Genomic DNA, 22,815 nt, shown 5'->3' with positions numbered 1-22,815 from the left:
TCCTGCATTCTCTAATAAGCTACATCCATGTAGCCTCCTTGTCAAAATCAATAACGCGGCATAAAGCGTTTCTAAACCAGCCCTTGGGGAAGACTGAGCAAATCATACCCTACGTTACATTTCTTTTTAAGGTAACAACCCTTGATAAAAAAGGTGCCTTGGTTATGAATCGCTCAGGCTTCCTGAAACGAGCATCTTCAAGTGGAACGGGTATAAACTAAAAGCAAAATATATCGCAGATATTAACTAAAGCTTTTTAACATTTTGCCGATAAATTATTTATCAAGCGTCTTCAATCGTTTTGATTTAAAGACCCATTAAAATATTTTATAGCTGTTGTTAAATAAGTGAGTAATACATTGCCTGTCGAGTTAGCTCAACAATCTATGCAAAAGAGTAGCGCAGCAGAAGTGAATGCAGGCAATATCATGCCTTCAGCTGAAACGACTAGTGCGAATACTTTATTGCATGAGTTACAGCTTGGTGGTCAACTTAACAAGAGTGTTGCCGAAACGCGCAGAGCTGATTTCTCACTAATGTTAGCTATGTTAGTTGATGATGTTCGCGAGCAAAGCCAGTTTTTATTACCTAAAACAGCTGCTACTAAGGAAATAAAACAAACGGAAAGCGCATTAAGAAAACAGTTTAACTTACCAGACAAAGCTCCTTTAGCTTTGTCATCACTTGATGACATTAAGCAATTTAATCAAGCGCAAATCCTTGTTGATAATGATTTAGCCAATATTCAGTTAGCTAATGTAATGAACCCTAAACCATTAGCGTTTCGCGATGATAAAAAACATATAGCAACTGAGGTGATGAACAATACAAGTTTATTCACGCAGATTAAATATAAACAAGCACAACAACAAGCGCTTGCATTAAGTACACAACAAAGTGAACATGAATCTTCAGTTAATATGGATATGCCAGTTAACCAATCGTTAGCATTTAATGCCAATACATGGCTAGATGGTATTCAACAATCGTTAGTGAAAGCTCCTTTACTTAATTAGCTTTTAGTTAACGCGTCTTCGAACTTACCTAAATGTACTGAATATTTGATGAGGCTTAATCCAAAGCTAATTAGCAAAAAATCCCACCACCTATTCAACTAGCAAGTCCATTCTAACTAAATAAAATCATCTAAGTGTCAGCTGGCCATGTTTTAGCTGAATCACTTTTGATTGGTTACAAATTCATAGCGACAATCTAGCGTCCACAACAATGCTTAAATTTTTTTTCTTTTTTAGCCGACCATGCCGTTGGGTAATGATTACAAGGGCATAATTCATTACGTTTTACTTTGCTGATTTCACGGTTAATATTAATATCGCCATCGATATAACGCCATTTATCTTGCTCAACAGCGAAATTTGATACTTCCCTCAGTTCACATAAAGTATTATCAACAATGTAATATGCTGAAAATTCAACAGTATTTATAGTGTCGTTACTTAGCGTATTGTGTATCACTAACGCTACCCATATACATTCATCTGCCCAGCTTTGAATATCACTAACCGTGAGGTTTACTTGTTGCGCTTTACCGTAAGTATCAAAAATATATTGACCATTTTTTATTGCATAGGCACTAAAGCGTGAACGCATAAGTTGCTCTGGTGAAGAGGGCAGTTTTTGCTCATCATTATTAGTAATAAATGGTTGGCAACACTGGCTAAATAATAATGTAGAACCACAAGGGCAATGCATAGACGATCCAATATATATTCAGAATGATGTCATTTTACTATGATTTAGGCATAAAAAAAGCTCTGAATTTAGCACTCAGAGCTTATTGCGGTCTTTATTATTTTGATTAAGTAAAAATAATTCAATCAGTGTTAGCTTATATAGACCAAGTTACATTGTCGTTGATACTTTGTTGCCATTGGCTTAATGATTCATTTTTGTCTGCAACCACTATAACGTTATTTTTATTAAAGGCTAAGGCACTGCCTATATATTTTTTATCATTAAATGAACTGTTAAACGTTAATTGCTCACTTTTAGGGACAATAAAAATAGTAACAGGACTGGTTTTACCCTGATAAACCAAATGTAAACTTTTCATACCATCAAATCGACAATAGTCAGCAAATAATAACTTCCCTAAAGAGCGAGTAAAAGCGCCATCGAAAGCTGTCATCTTTTGATTTAATGATGTCAAGGCTATTGGTTTGCCATCGTTATTATTAAGTAATGCTGGCTCATGATAAAGATGAGCAAGGGCATAATCTCCTAATGAGTTATGGGCACTAGAAAACTGTAGAAAACTAAATAATACACTGCCTATAATAGCAACCGACGCAGCTATCGCTAAATGAAAACGTTTTTTGCGCTTTTGTGTTTGATAGCTAGAAAGTGTTTGTCGTAATATGAGCTTGTTATATAAATCGTCAGGCACAGGCACTTGTAATACTTGTTTAATTTTCTCATCAAGATCGCAAATATCTTTAGCAAACTTTTTTTTATTCGGATCTTGTTGTTGTGCCGCTATGATATCTTCATCTTGATTATTAGGATCGGAATAGATAGCACGTCTAAATTGTAAATCATCCATTATAATTACCTCGCTTAACCGGCTCTTCTTCTAAAGCTTCCTTTAATTGATTTCTTGCTCTAAATAAGCGCGTCATCACAGTGTTTTTATTGAGGTTTAATAAACTGGCGATATCTTCACCACTAAAACCACCGAGTACCTGTAAAACAAGTGGCTCAGAGTATTCAGGTGGTAATTTGGCTATTTTATCTCGCAACCAGTGATTTTCTAATTCTTGCTCTGTGGTAACCGATATTGTGTCGGTTATTGTCGCTTCTTCATATTCATTCATATCAAAACGTTTACGTTCAAAACGTCGTGCATTTTCGCGACGGAGTATGGTGATCAACCACGATTTAGCCGCTTTTTCATCTTTTAAAGAGTCAAGCGCTCGCCAAGCACGAAGAAAGGTTTCTTGAACTAAATCTTCAGCCACTTGTTTATCGTGAGTGAGCCAATAGGCGTATCGGTATAAATCACCGTGTAAGGCTTTAACTAGCGCCTCATATCTGAGTTGTTTTGTCATCATATGGGTATAGACCCTAGCATGGCGTATTTAATTTCAAACTAATTGTTAATCTAGCGTTATTTAGTAACAACAGCCAAATATTAAATGAATTAACACAAGCTAATTTTTTGATAGGGGGCGAGATATAGATATGAAAGTCGTAATGAATGTAGCCATTCAATTTAAAATAAAATTGAATGGCTAACAATGTAAAGGCAAACTTTATGGGTTAAGCGATTGAGTTGAGCCTGGCTTGGCTTTGTTAATCTGTTTTTTATTCACTGCTTGGATGGCTTTTGATAACTCAGCACCTTGCCATGTACTTGCTTGGTTCGATACATTTTTACCATAAAGCTGCTGCTGTAATTTTTCTAATGCGCTATTTAAGTTTTCGTCTTGGAGCATCTCTTGAGCTTGCGCAATGTTATGAATATTTACACCGATTTTATCATTATTTAATAGTTGCTTTAGCCAAGGTAACACAAGGTTTAATGCTTGTTCGGCATTGTTATTTTTACATTCGGCTAATAAGTTAGGGTAAGCGTTACTAGTATCAGTCGTCGTATTTTTATGCTTTATAGTGCTATTCATTACCCCGTTTTTCTTTAAATAAATTACGTGTAATACCCAAGCTAAAAGGGTAACCAGCCATAATGCTAAGAATAGCCATTGCAGGGTTTTATCTTCAGTGGTTTTAATCTGATTGCCTGATGCGTTAGTCGTTATATCGTTAGTATTATTACTTGTTGAGGCTATATTTAGTTCGTCTTGATTATAGCCTTGAGGTTGTTCATTAAACTTTGGAGCACCTGTTTGACCGCTAGTAAAGTTATCAGTGTTTGCTTTTACCGTAATGGTTTTTGCAGGCAGGGTGGCTACCTCTATTTTATTAGTGACAATGTTAAACCAAGTTACTTCCATCGCAGGTAAAGTAAATTCACCTGTGGTACTTGGTACTAATGCAAAATTTTGTACTTTTTGACTAATTAATCGGTTATCTCTGATTGTTGAATGTAACTCAGCTTGATCTGGATATATTTTTAAGCCTCGAGTACTTTGCATTTTAAGCTCAGGTAGTTGTGCTTTTGAAAGACCGGCAGCCGTTAACGTAATTGTGCGCGTAATTGGCTCGCCTACGGTAAACTCGTCGTTATTACTTTGCCACTCTTGATGTAAGGTAATAATTTCTGTTGGTAACCATTGGGTATTACTCGGGTAATTAGTTGGAATAGGTAATACGGTTAATTTTAATTCTTTACCTACAACGCTTACTGGCTTGCTTTGACCAAAGCTTAAAAAGCTTGAACGGCGGCTGGATGCTTGACGTACTTCACCAGAAAAAACAGGAGCGGCTAGTGTAAAATCACCACTTTTTTCAGGTGTTATTGCATAAGTTTGTTCGATAACTCGATAACGCTTACCGTTAATAATACTGTCAGATTGTTCATCTTTTGCAGCTTTTTCGATAGTTGCACCCGTTAACTCCGGCTCTGTAAGGCTGGCACTTTGTAATTCAACTGAAAAATGCAGCTTAATTGATAAGGTTAAAGCCTGTTGTACATAAACTTGGTTATTTGATAATTCACTGGTAATAAAAATATCGGCTTGATTATTTGCGCCATTGGTATTTTTAGCTTCAATAACATTGACTTCAATAGGCTTGCTTTGTTTACCTTCAATAGTTAACGCTGGAATAGTGAAGGTACCCGCTTTGCGGGCAATTAAAATAACCTGCCATTTTGTCATTCGAGTCGTTTCAAAATTAACCATACTGGTTTGTGAACTCACTGATGTTTGGCCAACAATAAAGTCTTTAAGCAATGGACTTGTATCTAGCGCGTTACGATCTACATCATCGTCAGCAGTAACGGTTAATAAAATAGACTCGTTTAACATAGCTGGATTCTTATCAATCACAGTAGTTACAGCAGACAAAGCTAAAGCTTGTTGACTAAATACAAAGCTAGCCATAATAAGTAATGCTAATATTAAGCTCTGAAAAGTAAAGTGTGTTTGTTGATGCTTTTTAGCTGACACTTTAGCTATGGTTACTTTAGTGATTGAAGGTATTGAGTTATTACTTACCACTGTTTAGTTACTCCTGGAGGCGGATTATTATTTTTACGCTTTTGGTATTCTATGCGCATTTTATTTCGTAATAATAAATAAGGGTCGTCAGTGACTTTATTTAATAATTGTTGATGCTTTTGCTCTGTCTCTTGCGCTTGCTTTTCGCTTAACTGTTGGGCAAGTGATTTTTCATCGCCAGTAAGCTCTTCTTCAGACTCTTGAGCTTGAGCGGCCTGTGCTTCTTGCTCAGCTTGTTCTTTTTCGGCTTGTTCTTGCGCTTGTTGTGACTCTTGTTCACTTTGTTGATCAGATTGCTCGCCACTTTGCTCTTTGCTCTGATCTTGACTTTGCTCAGATGATTGCTCACCGTCTTGTTGACCGCCTTCTTGCTCCTGACTTTCACCGTCTTCACTTTGTTGACCGTCTTGGCTATCTTGTTTTTGTTGCTCGCCCTGATCGCCTTGCTGTTGATTTTCATCAGACTGCTCTGATTGATCGCCGGAATCTTGCTGCTGTTGCTCTTGTTGCTTTTTAAGGGCTTCAAGTTGCGCTAAGTTTTCTTTAGCGTGGGTTAAGTCAGGATCTTTAACTAACGCTTGTTTATAAGCGTCGATAGCCTCATCAATTTTTTGCATTTGGGCAAGCGTATTACCTTGGTTATATAGAGATTGCGCGCTATCAGTTTGTTTATAAGCTTGTAAGGCTTGTTCAAAGTTACCTGCTTTATAATGCGCACTGGCTTGCCATTGACTATTTTCAAACGCTTCAGCAGCTTGTTGGTAGTCTTGTTCTTCAAAAAGATCTTGGCCTTGTTGATCTGATGTTTGCCATAAATTTTGCCAAAATTGTTTAACTCCACTGGTTTCGCTAATACTCGAGTCCGTGTTCTCGTCATCGCTTATAGTTGGATTTTGACTTGGTATTTGCGTTGGTATTTGAGAGGGAACTTGCTCCGCATAACTCGTTGGACTAACACTAGATAAACTCATCATTAAGGTTAATGGCATTAACCACGTGATAGCTAAAATACTTGAACCTCGGCGAAAATAAGTTAATAGCAACGGAATAATAAGGATTAATAGCCAAGGACCTTGCTCTTGATATTGGTCGCCTTGCATTAACTCTTCACTTTTTTTATCATTTTGTGTGCCGCCGGCTGAATTATCATTATTTTTGTCACTCGCTGAATTTAAATTTGCCGACAAGTGTGCTGTTAATGCTTTTATATCGGCATCAGAGTTGGTCATAGTGTGATAAACGCCGCGACTACGCTGAGCAATACCTGCTAGCTTTTCTACTGGTAATTTAGGAATAACAATAGAGCCTGTATTATCTTTGAGTAACTCACCACTTCGTAATTTAATTGGTGCGCCATTTTTACTGCCGACACCTAAAATATTAAGTTGATGGTTGTTGTCATTTGCCCAAGCGTAAATATCAGATATTTCACTGTTATCAATATCATCAGTAAACCAATAAATATCACCACTAACATGGCCTCCATTATTAAGTGTTTTACCTGCCAACGTTAATGCAGCTAAGGCGTTGGCACCAGGCACGGGCATAATGTCTGGTGATAGTGAAGGTAATAATAGTTCAATGTTTTTAACATCTTGAGTCAATGGACTAATAACAAAGGCATCTCCTGCATACGAGATTAAACCAACGTCACCTTCATTAATATTCTTAAGTAAATCAATAGCTTTATAACGTGCGCGCGTTAGTCGGTTAGGTGCCACATCGGTCGCGTACATTGAATAAGACATATCCATTATCAATACAGAGCCACGCTCAAGTTGATACACAGGTTGAGGCAGTTTTTGCCAAGCAGGACCAGCAAGAGCAACAATAGTACAACAACCGATAATAAAAGGTTTTAGCCAGTAGTTAGCCTGTGTACTTTGGCTTTGTTGTGTTGCTTGATTGTCTGAGTTTTCTAACAATGCGCTAGCCAAATGTGCAGGTAAAAAATGTTGCCAAGGAGATTGGTAATAACGGAGTTTTTTTAATAAAAATAATACAATAAACAAGCCAAAGAAGGCTAACAACCACCAAGGTCTGACAAAGTGAAAGTTAGTAGAAAACCCTTCAAAGCTAAAGCCATCAAGATTAATGAAAGCGTTGTTTAGTTGGTTGGTTAATTGGGTAAATAATGATACTTGCTCTGCCATGTTATTTACCTCCTGCTGTATTTGGCACGTTAACGGATAACTTTTTAGGTAATAGGTAGTTAAAGTGTAAAAGTAATAAATAACCAAAACACAGCAAAGCGGCTAATGCTAATGGCCAATAGAATAAAGCGCTAAGCGGGCGCATTTGTTGTTGCTCTTGTTCAATAGGTTCTAATTTGTCTAACAAAGCATAAATTTCACTCATACCTTGGCTATCGCGAGCACGAAAGTACATACCGCCCGTTTGTTGGGCAATATTTGTTAGCGTTTTTTCATCTAATTCACTTGATGGATTAATGCGCTGCGTTCCCCACATAGATTGTTGGAGCATCTCGTCAGCGCCGATCCCTACTGTATAAATAGTGATGTCTTTTGCTACGGCTAACTCCAAAGCTTGCTCAGGTGATATTTTACCTGCGGTATTCTGGCCATCAGTTAGTAGTAGTAATACTTTGTTAGAATCTTTTTTAGCGTCAAAACGTTTTACCGCTAGAGCTATAGCATCGCCAATAGCTGTTTTTCTTCCAACTAAACCTAATTCACTTTCAATTAACATTTGCTTGACTGTTTTTTTATCAAAAGTCATTGGCGTTTGCATGTAAGCATCGTCGCCAAACAAAATTAGTCCAAGGCGATCGCTAACTCGGCGCTCAATAAAGTCACCTAACACAGATTTCAACATCTGTAATCGGTTGACATTACGGCCACTTAAACGCATATCTTCAATTTCCATACTGCCTGATAAGTCAACGGCAATCATCATTTCACGACCTTCACTGGGTATATCTACTGCTTCGCCAAGCCATTGTGGTCGGCTTAAAGCTAAAATAAATAACAACCAACAAACAGTTAAAATAATAAAAGGCGCTTTTCGTTTTTGTTGATCGCTGTTGCCTTTACTCGAGACATTAATAAGCTCGGGCATTATAAGTGCACTTTGTTGATTAGCACTTTTTTTAGCGGGTAAAATATAAATAAGGAGAGGTAGTGGTAATAAGAAAAATAACCATGGCCATGCAAAACTTATCATGCGTTTTGCTCCTTTTGACTTTCTACTTTATTCACTTTGTTACTTACTCTTTTACTTGGCTTTTCATTTTGTTTTTTAGTTGTTTTCTTAACTGGCAGGGCATGTGTTAACCATAATTTAGCTGCTTGATAGCAATCGCTATCGCGGTTAACTTTTGGTATAGCGTTTGATAATGACTCACTAGCATTATCAAGTAAGCTATCACTTGCATCAGCTTGGTATTGTTCTGCAAAGCCGTCATGACTTAACTCAGTAAAGTTTTTTTGATATTTCTCAGGTAATTGTTCTACTAGGAATTTTTGAAAACTTTCACCGTATAACTTAGCTAGTTGTTGACGACTAAAATATTTCATCGCCGCCCATTTTAATAAAGTAATCGATTCTTTCGCACTCATTGTAGGGTTATTAGCAAGTGCCGTTAATGCTTGTTTTTTATAAACATGCAATTGTTTGCGATGCTGATATTTTTTAATACACCAGATGACGGTAATAACAATAAGCGTTAGTAATATCCACCAACCAGGAGCGATAGGAAAGTTGTTAACTTGCTCAGGTAAGTGAATGTCATGTAATTGAATTGACTGAGTTGGCGCTTGACCAGGCATTTGGCCTTGAGCAAGCGGCATTCCTTGAGGAATTGCTGATGTCATATCAGGAGTATACGCTGGATTTTCTATAGCCATTATAACGTAGCCTCACTGTATTTTAATTGCTGCTCTAAGCTATCTCCAGCACTAAAGTGCACCACACGGGCACCAGAAGACTGTAATAATGATTTCATTTTATTATCTAGCTCTACGGCTTTTTGGTGATATTGCTCGGCGGTATTTAAATCACCTAAGGTTAATTGTTGACGGTTTGCACCATCCGTTAAGGTAACGGATAACTTTAAGCGGCTATCGGGTAGTGTTTGCTCAAGTGGATCGCTAATTAAACACACGACTAATTCACAATGCCTACTGATATAACTGAGGTGTCTTAAGGCATCAACGCAATCGTTAGGATTATGAAAAGCATGCCCATCGGTTATCAAGTAAACTAAAGAGCCGGGCTTAGCTATGTGTCGTAAACGAGCGCAGTTTTGTTCAAAATTACTGTGTTTTAGTCTGTTTGAGTTGATTACTGACTTAGCTGTTGAATTAGCATCTGAATTGACAGAGGCGTTATCATTAATTACTTCTTTATGGTCGTTACTATCAGCACTATAAGTTTGTGCTTGCGCACGTTTTTGCATTTTCTTATTATTCAATGTGGTTAAGGCATGTAAATAATGTAAAACCCCAGCCTTACGGCTACGTGGTTTTAGTTCAATATGTTCCTCATCACAAAAAACTAAGCCACCTAATCGATCACCGCGATTTTTAGCATGCCAAGCAACCAGCGCTGCTAGATGAGCAGCTTGCACAGATTTAAACAATAATTGACTGCCAAAGTGCATGTTTTGACTTAAGTCGGTGGCAATTAATACAGGTCTTTCTATTTCTTCTCGAAACAACTTTGTATGAGTTTTGCCGGTACGTGCGGTAACTCGCCAGTCAATGGCGCGTACATCATCTCCTGTTTGATAATGGCGCACTTCATCAAACTCCATACCGCGACCTTTACTGCGCGATAAATAGTTACCCGCTTGTTTGCCTTGAATGTTTTTCTTTCCGGCTAGGTTAATTAAGCTACTTTTACTTTGGTACTGTAAAAGTTCCGGCATAGATAAATCTATACCATTACTATATAAGCTAGCGAGTATGGCTGGCGCTGAGTCTTGTTTGATATTTTCAGAAGATGCTTTTTTTTGACGATTAAACCACATGAAGTAACTCTACTTTTTATTCGACTTGATCATTAATATTACAAATGTTTAGTGGATATTCGCATTTAGGCACAAACAGTTTTAACAAAACTATTAAAGATAATAATTTTGTTAAAACTGTGGGATGAGGTTTTACCGTTAAGCTATATGGATTAAATACCTAAATACTTATTTCACTCAAACCTTTACCACTAAAAACTTATATCACTAAAAATTGTGCTATTAAAGCGTTAGGCTACAGCCACAAGATTTAAAATATGGTCAAGTACTTGATTAGACGTAATACCTTCAGCTTCAGCTTGATAACTCAGTAATATACGGTGCCTTAGTACGTTGTGGAAAACTGCTTGAATATCTTCAGGGCTGACAAAGTCGCGATTATGTAACCAAGCACGTGCTCTAGCGCAGCGATCTAACGCAATGGTTGCACGAGGACTTGCTCCTAATGATAACCAGGTATCTAATTTGTCATCATATTTTTTAGGTTGACGGGTAGCAATGATCAAGTCGACTATGTAGCTTTCTAACGATGGCGCCATATGAATATTAAGTACTTGATCGCGTGCACCAAAAATTTCACTTTGACTTAAACTGCGTAATGTTTTTTCTTTTTTAGTGGTCTTTTCTTCACCGTGAGATGCGTTTGAGGTAACGGCTTCACCACGAGTAAGTTGCAATATTTTTAATTCAGCATCAGCACCAGGGTAGTCAATTTCAATATGCATTAAAAATCGGTCTAATTGTGCTTCAGGTAATGGGTAAGTACCTTCTTGTTCAATTGGGTTCTGTGTCGCCATTACCAAAAATAGCTCAGGTAAATCGTAAGTTTTACGACCTACTGTTATTTGCCCTTCAGCCATTGCTTCTAATAAAGCCGATTGCACTTTAGCAGGAGCACGGTTAATTTCATCGGCTAATACTAAGTTTTGAAACAAAGGACCGGGTTGAAAAACAAAAGTGCCATCTTCTGGGCGGTAGATATCAGTACCCGTTAAATCGGCAGGTAATAAATCGGGCGTAAATTGAATACGGTGAAAATCAGCTTCTAAACCTTGTGCTAAGGCATTTACAGCACGTGTTTTAGCTAAACCTGGAGGTCCCTCAACGATTAAGTGACCATCAGCTAATAATGCAATCAGTAAATTTTCAACTAATGCTTCTTGACCTATGATTTGTGAAGATAAATGTTCTTTTAAAGTAGAAAAGTGTTCAATTGCCATACGGATAAATTCTTATATTTTTTAGACGTTGAAAAAAGGTAACTTAGCGTTAACTTAAACTTGCGCTTAAGGTGAAAGACAAGCATAAGAGTATAATTTTCATAAATCGTTCACTAAGCAAAAAATTAATATAAATTAAGCTATGATTTTATATAGGGTTGCTGTGAAATAAAACAAGTAAAAAGTTACAAAATTTAACAGCTTTTGTAATCATTTCATCAAGACTGGTTAAACAATTAATATTGAAGTGTATATTATTTTTAATAACAGTATATTAACGTTATAGTGAATAAAATTTCTATAAATAACAAGCGATAATAATGTTAAGAGTATGACGCCTAACTTCTTAACTAAACCTTAACTAAAAGAGTTAAGGTAATGATTGAAATTTTTTGTTAGTTGGTTAAAATCAAATTAACAACTAGAGGTCAGACCTCTAAATTTAGCAAAGTTTAACATAACATATCAACGAGTATATGGAGTAATAAATGACAATAAAAAAACTAACTACTGCAACGGGAGAGCGCATAGCCATTGTTGCTGGGCTGCGAACGCCATTTGCTAAACAAGCCACGGCATTTCATGGTGTACCTGCTGTTGATCTGGGCAAAATTGTTGTTAATGAATTACTGCAAAAACATGATGTAGATCCCGGTATCATCGAACAATTAGTGTTTGGTCAGGTTGTACAAATGCCTGAAGCGCCAAATATTGCCCGTGAAATTGTCTTAGGCACTGGCATGAAGGTAAGTACTGATGCTTATAGTGTATCTCGCGCCTGTGCCACCAGTTTTCAGTCAACAGTAAATGTGGCTGAATCAATCATGGCAGGTCATGTTGATGTGGGGATTGCTGGCGGTGCTGACTCATCTTCAGTGGCTCCAATTGGAGTCTCTAAAAATTTAGCGCGTATATTAGTGGATTTAACAAAAGCGCGTTCATTAGGGCAACGCTTGTCATTGTTAAGCCGTTTAGGTTTAAAAGACTTACTCCCTGTTTCTCCGGCCGTTGCTGAATACTCAACGGGTATTTCAATGGGACAAACCGCAGAGCAAATGGCGAAAACTTATCAAATATCTCGTCAAGATCAAGATGCCTTAGCACATAGATCTCACACTTTAGCAGCACAATGTTGGCAAGAAGGTAAACTTGCAGGTGAAGTAATGGCCGCACATTCACAACCTTATAAGGGCTTTATTGATAAAGACAATTGTATTCGTGAAAATTCAGATTTAGCCGGTTACGAGAGATTAAAGCCAGTATTTGATCGAAAACACGGTACGGTAACTGCCGCCAACAGTACGCCATTAACAGATGGTGGTGCGGCTATTTTATTAATGCGAGAGGGGCGAGCAAAAGAACTAGGCTACAAACCGTTAGGCTACATTCGAAGCTTTGGCTTTGCCGCCATTGATGTATGGCAAGACATGTTAATGGGACCAAGTTATGCGACACCTATAGCATTGCAGCGGGCAGGAATGACCTTAGCTGATTTAGATTTAATTGAAATGCATGAAGCTTTTGCCGCACAAGCATTAGCAAACATGCAAATGTTTAGCAGCACTAAATTTGCGAAAGAACACCTTGGTCGAGATAAAGCCATCGGCGATATTGATATGAATAAATTTAATGTAATGGGCGGCTCACTGGCTTATGGTCATCCTTTTGCTGCAACAGGCGCTCGATTAATAACTCAAACACTGAATGAATTAAATCGACGTGGCGGTGGTGTAGGTTTAGCAACAGCTTGTGCTGCAGGCGGTTTAGGTGCAGCTATGATTGTGGAGACAGATTAATGACTAATAATACAAATACAGATAACAATGATGCTAAGACTGATGAAATCAGTGAATCGAGTGATTTATTAAAAAGTAAAGCCAAGCCTAAAGTAAAGCCTGAAGTTAAAGCGGCAACTAAAAAAAACACGACTAAAAAAGTGACATCTAAAAGAGAAGAAACGGATAAAAAAGTGAGTGCTGAAGTACCTAATACGAGTAGTAAGGCGAGTGATAAGGCGACTGATAAAGCTGTTGAGAAAGAAGTTACTTCAAAGACTAGTACAGAAGCAGCTTCTAAAATCGTTTCTAAAAAGAAAACTGAAAAAGTAACCGAGAATGTAATTGAAAGTAAAAAAAATAAGCCTGCAGATAAAATAACTGAAGCTCCAGATGAGATAAAAGCAGCGCCAATGAGTAACAGTGCTTTCACTGTAGTTCGTCAAGATAGCGGTATTGCTCACTTGGTGATTGATGTTATTGGTGAAAATGTAAATACCCTTAAAGCTGAATTTGCTGAGCAAATTACCGCGGTATTAGCGGAAATTAAAGCAGATAAGAAAATCACAGGTATTGTGGTGTGTAGTGGTAAAGCAGAAACGTTTATTGCGGGTGCTGATATAAATATGCTTAACGCCTGTCAAACACGTGAGGAGGTGGTTGCTTTATCTCGTCAAGGACAACGTATTTTTACACAGCTTGAGCAATTTCCTATCCCAATTGTTGCAGCAATTGATGGCGCTTGTTTAGGCGGCGGTTTAGAGCTTGCTATGGCGTGTCACGCGCGTGTGTGTAGTGATAACGCTAAAACAGCGTTAGGTTTGCCTGAAGTGCAATTAGGTTTATTACCAGGAAGTGGCGGTACGCAGAGGTTGCCTAAGCTAGTCGGCTTACAAAAATCGTTAGACATGATGCTCACCGGTAAACAATTACGCGCAAAACAAGCTTTAAAGTCGGGTTTAGTTGACGATGTTGTACCAACGAGTATATTACTTGAAGTGGCTGAAAAATTAGCGTTATCTTTACAGCAAGAGTCAGCACAGCAAAGTAGTAAAAAAGTAGCTAAGCGTAAGCAAAGCTTAATGGTTAAGTTGTTAGAAAATAATACGGTTGGCCGTAATATCGTTTATCAACAAGCGCAAAAAAATGTAGATGCTAAAACTCAAGGTAATTACCCCGCACCAGTTAAAATAATTGATTGTATTCGTACTGGTATCGAATTTTCACCTGAAAGTGGTTATCAGTTAGAAGCCGAAAACTTTGCAGATTTAGTGATGAGTAAAGAATCAGCGCAACTTCGCCAATTATTTTTTGCCACAACCGCCATGAAAAAAGAGCAGGGGGTAGCTGATGTTGCTCCACAACAAATGAACAAAGTTGGTGTACTAGGCGGTGGTTTGATGGGCGGAGGCATTGCTTTTGTTACGGCAACTAAAGCAAAAATGCCTGTAAGAGTTAAAGACATTAGTCATCAAGGCATTAGCCAAGCGTTAAAATATAGTTTTGACCTATTGAATAAAAAAGTTAAACGTCGCTTCTTACTTTACAGTGAAATGCAAAAACAAATGGCGATGATCACAGGTGCTGTTGAATACACTGGTTTTAAATCCGTTGATATTGTTGTTGAAGCTGTTTTTGAAGACTTAGCTTTAAAACAAAATATGGTGCTGGATGTTGAAAAGCACACTAATGAGCAGACTATTTTTGCCAGTAATACTTCAAGTTTACCTATTCATAAAATAGCAGCGAAAGCTAAACGCCCTGAAAACGTTATTGGACTACATTACTTTTCACCGGTTGACAAAATGCCGTTGGTGGAAATTATTCCGCATGAAAAAACCTCTGATCAAACCATATCGACCACAGTTGCTTTTGCTAAAAAACAAGGTAAAACTCCGATAGTTGTTAAAGATACTGCGGGTTTTTATGTTAATCGTATTCTTGCTCCTTATATGAATGAAGCTGCAATATTAATGCTGGCTGGTGAGCCTATTGATAAAATAGACAAAGCATTAGTTAAGTTTGGTTTCCCTGTTGGGCCTATGCAACTACTTGATGAAGTTGGTATTGATGTTGGCGCTAAAATTGGGCCAATATTACAAGCTGATTTAGGTGATCGTTTTGCGGCGCCAGAGGCTTTTGATAAATTGTTAGCTGATGGTCGATTAGGTAAAAAGGCCAAGAAAGGCTTTTACCAATATCAACAGAAAAGTTTATCGGCTCGTTTAAAAGATCGACTAAAAGGAATTAAAACAGGCAAAAAACAGGTTGATGAAACGGTTTATGATTTATTAGGTGTTAACCTTGCTGGTAGTTTATCCGCAGCAGAAATAAGTAAACGCTGTACTTATATGATGCTCAATGAAGCTGCACGCTGTGTTGATGAAGGTATAGTACGTAATGCTAGAGATGGAGATATTGGCGCTATTTTCGGTATTGGCTTCCCACCATTTTTAGGCGGTCCATTACGTTATATTGATAGTATTGGTGCTAAATCGGTTGTTGCTCAGCTAAGTCAATGGGCTAAAGTACACGGTGAACGTTATACACCTTGTGCAGCATTAGTGAAAATGGCTGAAGATGATATGCTTTATTATCCAAGTTAGATTAATTGAGCTTAGCTAATTTAGCAATTTAAAAGGGTTATGATTATTACTTGCAAAGTAAAAGTCATAACCCTTTTTTAATGTATTGAATCAAAAATTAATATTTTAATGAACTTTCTTTAATAAACTCGTCTATATCATTAATAATGTTGCCCTTAGGTTGTTGTTCTTGCTCTAATTCATCAGTTTGTGAATATAAAATAAAACGATCCGGTTTACAGTTGGGTATTAGGTGACTTTTTACAAAAGTTTTAATTTGAGCAAGATCCAATGTTAATAATGTTTGTAATAAGTTTTCTTTTTTCTTAAACGTTATATCTTTATTACAAATTGCTCCCCAAAAACGCTGGCTTCTAATACGCAAGTTGTTATCTACCTCTTGTAATTGGCTTGCTAAACCTTGTTGCAGGTGTTGCCATTGTTCAGTACTAATATTATCTAATTCCAGTAGAACTTCATTGATAAAACTATCCATTGCTGTAGCCAATTGATAAGCATCACAATGCGGTGATTGAATATATAAGGCAATACCAGGGTAATTGTTAATAGGCACGTAGCCCACACCTACTAAATAACCGTATTGCTTTTCGGTACGCATTTTTTGAAAAAATAGGGGTGATAAAATATGACTTGTTACCATAGCAAGTGCTATAGAGCGATCGTCTTTATGCTCTAAGCTGACGTAAATAACACAAGCATGATCATGCTCAGGTAAACTAATTGGTAGTAACAGTGTTTCTTTTTTAGCAATATTGGTTACCGGACATTGAATCGCATATTTTTCGTTAACCTTACCTTGAAATGCTTGTTCAATGGTGTTGCATAATTGCATCGCATGTTCAGTTAACCAGTTACCATGGATTAACACCTCTAATGTGACTTGTAAAAACAGTTGTTGGCTAAAAACTTGATACTCACTAAAACTCACTTTATCTAATGCTGCCGCCAAAGCTTTACTCGTTGGGTTATTCGGTTGCATAACAGAGCTTAACGTGGAAAATAATTGCGAGATTGATTTACTCTTATCACTATTAAGCCAATGTTTAACGAGTTGCTTTTTAAATAAGTTAAAGTGCTTTTCTGTTACTTGGTGACTTTGTAATCGGTTTAATAACTTAGTTAGTAGTATATGTTGGTTTTCACTGTACCCAGATAACTGTAGTGTTACTCCGCCTTGGTGCGAATATAAATGATAATGAATCCCTGCTAATTCAGCTCCGTAGTTTTCTTCAATAACTGTGTCGGTATATAAATCTACAAATAAGCGAGTCATTGCAGTGTTAGCTACACTCGCTACGACATAAGGTGAATCTATCCCTATATACAAATAGCCTTTAGGGACATTAAAGGTTTGATCTTTTTTATACCAAGCGATTAAACCATTCTTATCGACTATTTTTTTCGGTACTAATGGCGTTTTTTTAACTGAACTCGTTTTTTCCGCATTAGAATAAAGCACCGGTGACTCAATAATATAAGGATTTGGCTCAGGTAAATATAAACCTTTGGTGTGAGCTAGTTCATTATTGGAGTTAGCGGCATGCCAATCGGTAGTTCGCCATTTAGCTAATTTTTTAGGGGAAATACGAGTTACATGGTAGGGCACTTGATACCAAAAACTATTCTGTGAAAAATGATTGTTTTGGCTAACATGCATAATACGCATATTATCGGCATGTAAATAATCAAGTAACCGAGAAATATTGTTATGTGACATGCCTTGCATCACATAATCACCATAAATGTAATCTTCTTGTGGGTAATATTGCATGTTAATCACTAATTGACTAACACTGTCTAGTGGACGCATTTTCTCATGGTAAAGAAAAGCAAGATTACAGATATTTTGTTTTTCTTGGTAATAATATTCAGCAATTTTATTATTTTTTAACAGCGCAATATAAGCGAAAACAATATCTATTATGTCATCAAGGTGCGCTTCACCTAACTCAGTTAAAGCAATACTAATATTAAAGTCTTTAAAGTTAGAGCCATTAATACCAGAGCCAGCGGTTAAACCTAATGCCCATTGATGCTTCTTAAGTAAAGATAAAATACTGCCTTCACCTTCATGACCTAATAAATACGCAAGTATCGACTCGGGTTTGTCTTGATAGTAACGATCGATACTTTCCATAGCAAAACTAAGGATCAATTGATGATCATTTTTAACAGGACAAATATCAATTTTAATTTTTTGGTTTTTAGCTAAATATAATGCAGGTTTAATAGTGGGAAGTGCTTTTTTAGTTGACCTTACATTGCTAAAGCCTTGCTCCGCTAAACTTTTTAATTCGAGCAAGCTTTGCGGGCCCTCAAGCGCTAAGGTCATATACTGTGCGCAATAATAACGTTTGAAAAATGCTTTTATTTCAGTACTGATATTAACCCCTGCGCGATCTGCTAAGGTATCAAGATTGCCAACAGAAAATTGAGAGAAAGGGTGCTTAGGGTTAATCGTGTCTTTGTGTACATCGTATAAACGTCTAATATCGTCTTTTAGTTTTAAGGTAAATTCGGCATCAATATTCTCACGTTCTTTAACGACAAAATCATCACTTAATAAAGGCGCAATAAAAAATTCACTAAAACGCTCGAGTGCAGCAGAAAAATGGGAAGAGGCTATATCAAAGAAAAAGCAAGTATGCTCAGTACCTGTCCAAGCATTATGATTGCCGCCATGTTGATTAATGAATTTTTGATATTCACTACCATCAGGAAAGTTTTTTGTGCCTAAAAATAGCATGTGCTCTAAAAAATGCGCGAGACCTTGTCTGTCTTTAGGATCATTAAAATGCCCAGCATTAACCGCTAAAGCAGCAGCCGACTTTGTTGTTTCGATATTATGGATGAGCAGTACTCGTAAACCATTATTTAGAGTAATTGCTTGATATTGTTTAGGATCATTGGGACTTTGCTTCAAAACTAAGGCTCCTAAGAACACTTTAAACAGCAAAGCGTATGAAAATAAAATGGGTAATTGAGAATTTAACAGGAAGTAAAAGCAATTCCTTAATTACTTAAAGGAATAAAAAAAACCTATTTAGTCTTAATCTATGTTACTAAAGCACGTTTATTTCTATTACTATAGCCGCAAAAATAACTTAGACTCAACTGTTTAGCCCATAAAATAATTAAAAATAACAATTAAGCTAAAAATTGAAGTATTTCGTGAATGTCAATTAGATGTAGTCATCGAGAAATTTAATGCAACTTTATATAATGCGGCACGGTGAAGCTAAACAGTTTAACCCACAAATAAACTGCCAAGATAGCGAATTGGCGCTAACCGAGCATGGTAAACAAGAAGCCAAAATTATGGCTGATTGGTTTGCAAAAATGAAAATAAAGCCGAAACAAGTATTTGTTAGTCCTTATTTACGAGCTCAGCAAACTTGTGACTTGGTTACTGCTGATATGCAAACCGCTATTACTACACTTGATTTTATTACTCCGTTAGATGAAGCACAGCCCATTCATGATTTTATTGATGGCTGGTTAACGGAGTATATATCTAAGGCGGATAAGAATGTGACTATAGCTGAAGATAGTTTACTTATTATCTCGCACATGCCGTTAGTTAGTTTTTTAGTGGCTGAGTTAACACAGTCGAATGACGCCCCTATTTTTGCCACCGCAGGTGTTGCGCATATTGATTATGATATTGATAAAATGCAGGGAACGTTACAAGGTCTGGTATTACCTTAGGGTCTGTAAATTTAATAGATGAGTTTAGCGCTTAGTTAAATTTATCTTTTAATTCAATTAATGCCAATATAGCGCCGTTACCACCCCATTCTAATGGTGCTTGATGAAACGCCATTACATCTGGGTGTTGTACTAACCAATGCGGCACCTTGTTCTTTAATATGTGCGAGCCTATACCGTGCACAACACAAATACATTGCGCGTGTTCTTTTTGACAAGCAAAGAGTAGGGCGGCGAGCTCTTTTTTAGCTTGGTGTTGATCTAAACCATGTAAATCTAATATAAGATCAGGTCTGTAATGACCACGTCGCAGGTTTTTCACTTCAAAGCTATCTACGCCTTCGCGTACATATTTCATCGGGCCTTGTTTGTTTAAATCGGGTTCAAACTCATCAGAAAAATGAAATTGTGCAATCGCTCTATTTGCTTTGTTATCTGCTTGGTCATTTTTTAGGGAAGTGTTAGACTTATGCCCACTTTTAGTTAAGCGCACTGTGTCGTTGGTAATGGGTTTCACTTGACCAATAGCGTCCATGAAAAGCTGTTTTTCATCAACTAAAGCTTCTTTTATTGGCAACTGTGAATTTTGCGTTGTGTTATTAGCGTCTGTTAGCGAATCTTTATTGAGAGTTTTTGTCGCTAAGTTCGATTTTATTTCGGCTTTTAACGCTCCCATTTCTACTTGCAGAGCAGATTTGAAAGATGTATTAAGTGCTGTTTTGGCTGTTGGTTTAGCGGCTTTGTTTTTCATCAACGCAGTGTAAAACATTTTGCTGCTAATAAAAATAAATTAATCGTGGTTGATAAATCAAACGGTATATTAATAGTTAGCGCCCGAACAATTAACATTTTTAAGAATTAACATTTTTAAGACTTAACTTTTTAAGAAAAGATATTTCGACATACCTAAGGAAACAAACTTGAGCAACACCAATAATGAAAACATAACATCGCAATTACACACTATCGCTGATTATTGTCGTTATGGCGCTAGTTTATTTAATCAAGCTGAATTGTTCTATGGTCATGGCACTGATAATGCGTTAAGTGAAGCCTTTACCTTGGTTATGTTTGCGGTAGCATTACCTGAAGAAATGGGTGAGCAAGTAATGAGTTGTCGTTTGCTTGAGCATGAAAAGCAAAACATCCTTACCTTGTTTGCAGAACGTATAGAAACCCAAAAACCTGTGGCTTATATCACTAACTTAGCATATTTCGCTCAGTTACCTTTTTATGTCGATGAGCGCGTACTCGTACCGCGTTCACCTATTGGTGAATTAATTGAAAACCACTTCGCTCCATATTTTAGTGAAGAACAACCACCGCAACACATATTAGATTTATGTACTGGTAGCGGTTGTATTGCTATTGCTTGTGCTAGCTATTTTCCTGAAGCAGAAGTGGATGCAGTAGATTTATCTATTGATGCCTTAAATGTTGCACAAATGAATATTGAGAATCATGGTTTAAGTGAACAAGTTATTCCAATTCAATCTGATGTTTTTTCTGGGGTTGAAGGGCAAAAATACGACTTAATCGTCACTAACCCACCGTATGTAGATCAAGAAGACATCGACAGTTTACCCGCTGAATTTACTCATGAGCCTGAAATGGGCTTAGGTTGTGGTGCAGACGGGTTAGATATTGTGCGTGTTATTTTGGCAGAAAGTGCGCAACACCTTAATGATGAGGGCATACTTATTTGCGAAGTAGGTAATTCACAATATCATGTTGAAGCATTATACCCAGAAGTTGACTTTACCTGGTTAAGCTTTGAACGTGGTGGCCATGGTGTATTTATGCTTAACAAAGCGCAATTAGAGCAACATAAACAATTATTTGCCGCAGCTTTAGTTGTTTAACGCAGACAAATAAAGCAAATTGAATAAAATACAGATAGAATGTGCGGTAAAATTGATTAATCAGAAAAAGATTAGTTAAAAAGCACTTAAAAAAGAACAGTTAAAAATATTTTAAAGAGCAAAAAATCTCAAATATCAATGAGCTCAATACAAATTTATAGGCGGAAAGTTACATGTCAGGCAATACCTTCGGAAAGTTATTTACAGTCACCTCATTCGGTGAAAGTCATGGTTTAGGGTTAGGCGCTATTATAGATGGTTGCCCTCCAGGACTTGAATTAACTGAAGCTGATTTACAAATAGATTTAGACAGACGTCGCCCTGGTAAGAACCGCTTTACCACAGCGCGCAGAGAGCCTGATGAAGTTAAAATTTTATCCGGTGTATTTGAAGGTAAAACCACAGGTACGCCAATTGGCTTAATGATTGAAAACACCGACCAACGTTCAAAAGACTATGGCAATATTGCTCAAAGTTTCCGCCCAGGTCATGCTGACTACACTTACTGGCAAAAATACGGATTACGTGATTACCGTGGCGGTGGACGCTCATCAGCACGTGAAACCGCAATGCGTGTTGCGGCAGGTGCAGTAGCTAAAAAATACTTATCAGAGAAGTTTGGTATAAAAATACAAGCTTGTGTTACCCAAATTGGTGACATTATTGCTAGTGGTCCTAACGGCGCACCATTTGATGTAAATACTGTTGATTGGGAAAAAGTTGAAGAAAACCCGTTTTTCTTTCCTGATGAATCAAAAATTGAACCATTAAGTGAATACCTTAAAGACATCATTAAAGAAAAAGATTCTATTGGCGCTAAAGTAACAGTAGTTGCAAGCAATGTACCTGTTGGTTTAGGCGAGCCTATTTTTGATCGTTTAGATGCTGAAATTGCTCATGGCTTAATGGGCATTAATGCGGTTAAAGGCGTAGAAGTAGGTGATGGCTTTGCGGTTGTAAATCAAAAAGGCTCAGAGCACAGAGACGAGTTAACCCCAGACGGTTTTTCAACTAATCATTCAGGTGGAGTACTTGGCGGTATTTCTTCAGGACAATCAATCATTGCTCATTTAGCGCTTAAACCAACATCAAGTATTGGCGTAAGTGGTAAAACCGTTGATTTAGCTGGCGAGCCAACCGACATTATTACTAAAGGTCGTCACGATCCTTGTGTTGGTATTCGCGCCGTTCCTATTGCTGAAGCAATGCTAGCACTAACCTTAATGGATCACTTTTTACGTCATCGTGGCCAAAATGCTGATGTTGTTTGTGTTACGCCAGACATTGAAGCGTAACTAGGTATTACAGGTAATAAGGTATTAATGAAAATCGACTGATAAATTTCGGTACTCATTAAAGAAATAGCTAACGATTACTTTCACAGAAAAACATACAAAAGCGCTGGTCACCCAATTGAGTGAACAGCGTTTTTTTATATCCTGATTTTAGGTAATTAGTTCTTTAGGGGATAAAATTGGCAAGTTATACCAATTCCGATAATTTTCTGGTCTAGCTG

Annotated in this window: 17 protein-coding genes; 6 read left to right on the top strand and 11 right to left on the bottom strand. The window is 37.2% G+C overall.

The window, feature by feature from the left end; translation table 11 throughout:
• Positions 1-347 precede the first annotated feature (347 nt).
• Positions 348-1,016, top strand: coding sequence for a VC2046/SO_2500 family protein (locus tag KO502_RS11275; protein ID WP_354668323.1), 669 nt, complete (start codon positions 348-350; stop codon positions 1,014-1,016).
• A gap of 196 nt (positions 1,017-1,212) precedes the next feature.
• Here KO502_RS11275 and KO502_RS11270 read toward each other — a convergent pair whose 3' ends face one another.
• The 9 genes from KO502_RS11270 to KO502_RS11230 form a co-directional block, all read right to left on the bottom strand.
• Positions 1,213-1,713, bottom strand: coding sequence for a YchJ family metal-binding protein (locus KO502_RS11270; RefSeq protein ID WP_216022666.1), 501 nt, complete (start codon positions 1,711-1,713; stop codon positions 1,213-1,215).
• Positions 1,714-1,849: 136 nt separating this feature from the next.
• Complete coding sequence (locus tag KO502_RS11265) at positions 1,850-2,563, bottom strand: DUF3379 family protein (protein WP_216022665.1); 714 nt, start codon at positions 2,561-2,563, stop codon at positions 1,850-1,852.
• Positions 2,556-3,071 carry a sigma-70 family RNA polymerase sigma factor gene (locus KO502_RS11260; RefSeq protein ID WP_252730731.1) on the bottom strand — a complete coding sequence of 172 codons (516 nt, stop codon included), beginning with the start codon at positions 3,069-3,071 and terminating at the stop codon, positions 2,556-2,558. Before KO502_RS11260 ends, KO502_RS11265 begins: the two co-directional genes overlap by 8 nt.
• Before the next feature lie 201 nt (positions 3,072-3,272).
• Positions 3,273-5,138 (bottom strand): BatD family protein, encoded by a 1,866-nt coding sequence (locus tag KO502_RS11255; protein WP_354668322.1) that lies wholly within the window; start codon positions 5,136-5,138, stop codon positions 3,273-3,275.
• Positions 5,132-7,291, bottom strand: coding sequence for a VWA domain-containing protein (locus KO502_RS11250; protein ID WP_216022664.1), 2,160 nt, complete (start codon positions 7,289-7,291; stop codon positions 5,132-5,134). Before KO502_RS11250 ends, KO502_RS11255 begins: the two co-directional genes overlap by 7 nt.
• A 1-nt stretch (position 7,292) precedes the next feature.
• Positions 7,293-8,321: a VWA domain-containing protein gene (locus KO502_RS11245; protein WP_216022663.1), complete on the bottom strand. Its 1,029-nt coding sequence runs from the start codon at positions 8,319-8,321 to the stop codon at positions 7,293-7,295.
• Complete coding sequence (locus KO502_RS11240) at positions 8,318-9,004, bottom strand: DUF4381 domain-containing protein (RefSeq protein ID WP_252730730.1); 687 nt, start codon at positions 9,002-9,004, stop codon at positions 8,318-8,320. The genes KO502_RS11245 and KO502_RS11240 overlap by 4 nt, the downstream gene beginning before the upstream one ends.
• Entirely contained in the window at positions 9,004-10,128 is a 1,125-nt protein-coding gene (locus tag KO502_RS11235; RefSeq protein ID WP_216022662.1) for a DUF58 domain-containing protein, read from the bottom strand. Before KO502_RS11235 ends, KO502_RS11240 begins: the two co-directional genes overlap by 1 nt.
• A 230-nt stretch (positions 10,129-10,358) precedes the next feature.
• Positions 10,359-11,348 carry a MoxR family ATPase gene (locus KO502_RS11230; protein WP_216022661.1) on the bottom strand — a complete coding sequence of 330 codons (990 nt, stop codon included), beginning with the start codon at positions 11,346-11,348 and terminating at the stop codon, positions 10,359-10,361.
• A gap of 488 nt (positions 11,349-11,836) precedes the next feature.
• Here KO502_RS11230 and fadI point away from each other — a divergent pair, with 488 nt between their 5' ends.
• Together fadI and fadJ are read left to right on the top strand one after the other, a co-directional pair.
• Positions 11,837-13,144, top strand: a complete 1,308-nt coding sequence (gene fadI / locus KO502_RS11225; RefSeq protein ID WP_216022660.1) for an acetyl-CoA C-acyltransferase FadI — start codon at positions 11,837-11,839, stop codon at positions 13,142-13,144.
• A 392-nt stretch (positions 13,145-13,536) separates the two neighbouring features.
• Complete coding sequence (gene fadJ, locus KO502_RS11220) at positions 13,537-15,729, top strand: fatty acid oxidation complex subunit alpha FadJ (protein ID WP_216022717.1); 2,193 nt, start codon at positions 13,537-13,539, stop codon at positions 15,727-15,729.
• 97 nt (positions 15,730-15,826) lie between these two features.
• Here the strand turns inward: fadJ and KO502_RS11215 are convergent, their stop codons facing one another.
• The gene (locus KO502_RS11215; RefSeq protein ID WP_216022659.1) at positions 15,827-18,652 is read right to left on the bottom strand and encodes an insulinase family protein; all 2,826 of its coding nucleotides are present in this window, start codon (positions 18,650-18,652) and stop codon (positions 15,827-15,829) included.
• 284 nt (positions 18,653-18,936) lie between these two features.
• On the opposite strand from KO502_RS11215, the gene sixA reads away from it, so the two are divergent.
• Positions 18,937-19,437: a phosphohistidine phosphatase SixA gene (gene sixA / locus KO502_RS11210; RefSeq protein ID WP_216022658.1), complete on the top strand. Its 501-nt coding sequence runs from the start codon at positions 18,937-18,939 to the stop codon at positions 19,435-19,437.
• Between the two features lie 31 nt (positions 19,438-19,468).
• On the opposite strand, the gene smrB is transcribed toward sixA, so the two are convergent.
• Positions 19,469-20,188, bottom strand: a complete 720-nt coding sequence (gene smrB / locus KO502_RS11205) for an endonuclease SmrB (RefSeq protein WP_252730737.1) — start codon at positions 20,186-20,188, stop codon at positions 19,469-19,471.
• Between the two features lie 169 nt (positions 20,189-20,357).
• On the opposite strand from smrB, the gene prmB reads away from it, so the two are divergent.
• Complete coding sequence (gene prmB / locus KO502_RS11200; protein ID WP_216022657.1) at positions 20,358-21,299, top strand: 50S ribosomal protein L3 N(5)-glutamine methyltransferase; 942 nt, start codon at positions 20,358-20,360, stop codon at positions 21,297-21,299.
• A 173-nt stretch (positions 21,300-21,472) separates the two neighbouring features.
• A complete protein-coding gene (gene aroC, locus KO502_RS11195; protein WP_216022656.1) occupies positions 21,473-22,594 on the top strand; it encodes a chorismate synthase in 1,122 nt (373 codons plus the stop codon).
• Positions 22,595-22,815 lie beyond the last annotated feature (221 nt).

The organism is Colwellia sp. E2M01 (assembly GCF_018860585.1).
Lineage (GTDB): Bacteria > Pseudomonadota > Gammaproteobacteria > Enterobacterales > Alteromonadaceae > Colwellia.
Note: the sequence above shows the minus strand (reverse complement) of the source record. Positions and strands in the feature narration are given on the sequence as shown.

What these genes read in the sequence shown, in the direction of transcription:
- KO502_RS11260 (WP_252730731.1), bottom strand. Translation starts at nt 3,071, where the DNA reads ATGATGACAAAACAACTCAGATATGAGGCGCTAGTTAAAGCCTTACAC.
- KO502_RS11245 (WP_216022663.1), bottom strand. Translation starts at nt 8,321, where the DNA reads ATGATAAGTTTTGCATGGCCATGGTTATTTTTCTTATTACCACTACCT.
- fadJ (WP_216022717.1), top strand. Translation starts at nt 13,537, where the DNA reads ATGAGTAACAGTGCTTTCACTGTAGTTCGTCAAGATAGCGGTATTGCT.
- KO502_RS11270 (WP_216022666.1), bottom strand. Translation starts at nt 1,713, where the DNA reads ATGCATTGCCCTTGTGGTTCTACATTATTATTTAGCCAGTGTTGCCAA.
- KO502_RS11240 (WP_252730730.1), bottom strand. Translation starts at nt 9,004, where the DNA reads ATGGCTATAGAAAATCCAGCGTATACTCCTGATATGACATCAGCAATT.
- smrB (WP_252730737.1), bottom strand. Translation starts at nt 20,188, where the DNA reads ATGAAAAACAAAGCCGCTAAACCAACAGCCAAAACAGCACTTAATACA.
- sixA (WP_216022658.1), top strand. Translation starts at nt 18,937, where the DNA reads ATGCAACTTTATATAATGCGGCACGGTGAAGCTAAACAGTTTAACCCA.
- aroC (WP_216022656.1), top strand. Translation starts at nt 21,473, where the DNA reads ATGTCAGGCAATACCTTCGGAAAGTTATTTACAGTCACCTCATTCGGT.
- KO502_RS11250 (WP_216022664.1), bottom strand. Translation starts at nt 7,291, where the DNA reads ATGGCAGAGCAAGTATCATTATTTACCCAATTAACCAACCAACTAAAC.
- KO502_RS11235 (WP_216022662.1), bottom strand. Translation starts at nt 10,128, where the DNA reads ATGTGGTTTAATCGTCAAAAAAAAGCATCTTCTGAAAATATCAAACAA.
- KO502_RS11265 (WP_216022665.1), bottom strand. Translation starts at nt 2,563, where the DNA reads ATGGATGATTTACAATTTAGACGTGCTATCTATTCCGATCCTAATAAT.
- fadI (WP_216022660.1), top strand. Translation starts at nt 11,837, where the DNA reads ATGACAATAAAAAAACTAACTACTGCAACGGGAGAGCGCATAGCCATT.
- KO502_RS11230 (WP_216022661.1), bottom strand. Translation starts at nt 11,348, where the DNA reads ATGGCAATTGAACACTTTTCTACTTTAAAAGAACATTTATCTTCACAA.